4 protein-coding genes are annotated in these 2611 nt (G+C 76.1%); all 4 read left to right on the plus strand.

The annotated features are described in order from the left end of the window. Positions 1 to 204, plus strand: a 204-nt coding sequence (locus ACSNOC_RS27455) for a hypothetical protein (RefSeq protein WP_436750281.1), incomplete at its 5' end; no start/stop codon positions are given. Further along, complete coding sequence (locus tag ACSNOC_RS27460; RefSeq protein ID WP_436750282.1) at positions 201 to 1235, plus strand: ornithine cyclodeaminase family protein; 1035 nt, start codon at positions 201 to 203, stop codon at positions 1233 to 1235. The genes ACSNOC_RS27455 and ACSNOC_RS27460, both read left to right, overlap by 4 nt. Before the next feature lie 27 nt (positions 1236 to 1262). Then, complete coding sequence (locus ACSNOC_RS27465; protein ID WP_436750283.1) at positions 1263 to 2222, plus strand: ornithine carbamoyltransferase; 960 nt, start codon at positions 1263 to 1265, stop codon at positions 2220 to 2222. A gap of 26 nt (positions 2223 to 2248) precedes the next feature. Next, a partial coding sequence (locus ACSNOC_RS27470) for a methyltransferase domain-containing protein (RefSeq protein WP_436750284.1) occupies positions 2249 to 2611 on the plus strand: 363 nt, incomplete at its 3' end.

Genomic DNA, 2611 nt, shown 5'->3' on the forward strand with positions numbered 1-2611 from the left:
CGCCCCGCCCGCGACGCCCTCACCGCCGCCGGGCTCAGCCCCGCCGACGCCGACGCCGTCCTCCACGACGCCTACGCGCCCGACCGCGTCAACGCCTCGATCCGCGCCACCGCCCGCCACACCGTCCGCCTCTTCGAGGACGTCGGGGCCCTCGACGTACCCGGCGGGCGCGACGCCTTCCACGCGGCGGAGCTCCTGCCATGACCGCGCCGCCGACCACGCAGTCCCTGCTCTGCCTCGACCGCGATGCCGTCCGCGCCTGCGCCGCCGAGATCGACGTGGTCGCCGTCGTCGAACGCGCCCTGCGCCGCCACGCCGACGGCCGCGTCACCCTCCCCGCCGAGAGCTACCTGCCGTGGACCAACAGCGAAGGCGCCTCGTGCCGCTCCCTCGCCATGCCCGGCGCGCTCGGCCACGACGACGGGCGGCCCCCCGCGTACGGGCTGAAGCTCATCAACGCCGCCACCAGCAACCCCGCCCACGGTCTCGAACGCGCCGGCGGCGTCGCGTTCCTCTTCGACCCCGAGACCGCCCGCCCCCGCCTCCTCGCCGAGGCGGGCTGGCTGAGCGCCACCCGCACCGCCGCCTACACCGTGGTCAGCCTCAACCACCTCGGCCCCCGCCGCTGGGACGCCCTGACCCTCATCGGCTGCGGCACCCTCGCCCGCGCCCATCTCGACCTCGTCGCCCGCGCGTTCCCCCGCGTCAGCCACGTCCACCTCCACGACCTCGCCCGCCCCCGCGCCGACGCCCTCGCGGACTGGATCCGCCGCCACCACCCGCGCCTCACGCCCCACGTCCACGACGAGCCGCGGGACGCCGCCGGGGCCGCCACCGTCCTGATCACCACGACCACCAGCGACCGCGGCTACCTCCCCGCCGCGTGGCTGCGGCCCGGCACGTTCGTCGCACACGTCTCCCTGGACGACCTGCTGCCGGACGTCTTCCACACCGCGCAGGGCGTCTTCACCGACGACACCGGTCTCGTGGCCGACAACCCCCGCCGCGTCCTCGGCCGCCTGATCCGCGACGGCGAGGTCACCCCGCACGGCACCCTCGGCCAGGTGCTCACCGGCCGGGTGCCCGCCGTCCGCCCCACCACCGGCCATGTCGTCAGCAACCCCTTCGGCATGGCCGTCCTCGACGTCGCCCTCCTCGACGCCCTCCACCCCATCGCCCGCGCCCAGGGCCACGGGCACCACCTCACCCTCGTCCAGCCGTCAGCGGCCCAGTAGCCCAGCAGCCCAGCGAAGGAAGCCCTCATGGAAGCCCCCGTGGACGACCACCGCACCACCCCCCGCGGCCTGTTCTCCCTCGCCGAGCTGACCCCCGGCACCATCGCCGCCCTCGCCCACCGCTCCGCCGCGCTCCACCGCGACCCGCACGCCCACGACCGGCCCCTCGACGGCCGCGCCGCCGGGATCCTGTTCACCCAGACCTCCACCCGCACCCGCACCGCGTTCACCGTCGGCGCCCTCCGCCTCGGCGCCACCCCCGTCACCTACGGGCCCGGCGACCTCCAGCTCGCCACCGGGGAGTCCCTCCCCGACACCGCCCGCGTCCTCGGCGCGATGCTCGACCTGCTCGTCGCCCGCACCGCCGGGCCCCTCGACGACCTGCGCACCCTCGCCCGCACCGGCCGGCTCCCCGTCGTCAACGCCATGGCCGCCGAGGAACACCCCACCCAGGCCCTCGCCGACCTCGCCACCCTCACCACCGTCTTCGGCGACGACCTCACCGGCATCCGCCTCCTCTACGTGGGCGAGGGCAACAACACCGCCGTCGCCCTCGCCCACGCCCTGGCCGCCGTCCCCCACGCCCACGCCACCTTCGCGAGCCCCACCGGCTACGGCCTCCCCGAGGCCGAGCTGAAGGCCGCCACCCGCCGCGCCGGCACCACCGGCGCCGTCATCGAGCAGATCCACGACCTGGACCTGGCCCCCGGCCACGTCGACGTCCTCTACACCACCCGCTGGCAGACCACCGGCACCACCAAGCCCGACCCCGACTGGCGCACGCGCTTCCGCCCGTTCCACGTCGACACGCGCCTGATGGACCGCTGGCCCGACGCCGTCTTCCTGCACGACCTCCCCGCCCACCGCGGCGACGAGGTCGCCGCCGACGTCCTCGACGGCCCCCGCTCCCTCGCCTGGGAGCAGGCCGCCATGAAACTCCCCAGCGCCATGGCCGTCCTCGAATGGACCGCCGCACCCGCCCGCTGAGCCCCCCTCACCGAAGCGAGATCCCCATGCTCAACCCCGCCCGTGTCCGCACCTACCAGCACCTCACCGCAGGCGACCTCGTTCCCCCGACCTCGCCCCGCGTCTTCTTCGAACCCGCCGACACCGAGACCGGCGTCTGGGTCGCCCGCGACCTCATCACCGAGGGCTGCTCCGTCCTCGACCTCGGCGCGGGCAGCGGCGCCGCCGCCGCTGCCATGGCCCGCGCGGGCGCCGCCCGCGTCCACGGCGTCGACTCGGGCCCGGAAACCGTCGCCTGGGCCGCCGCCCACTACGCCTACCCCAACGGCGACCCACGCGTCACCGTCGCCGAGGCCGACTTCGCCCACCTCACCACCCACGAACTCCTCGCCACCGCCCCCACCCCGCTG

The organism is Streptomyces sp. URMC 129 (genome assembly GCF_051386415.1).
GTDB lineage: Bacteria > Actinomycetota > Actinomycetes > Streptomycetales > Streptomycetaceae > Streptomyces.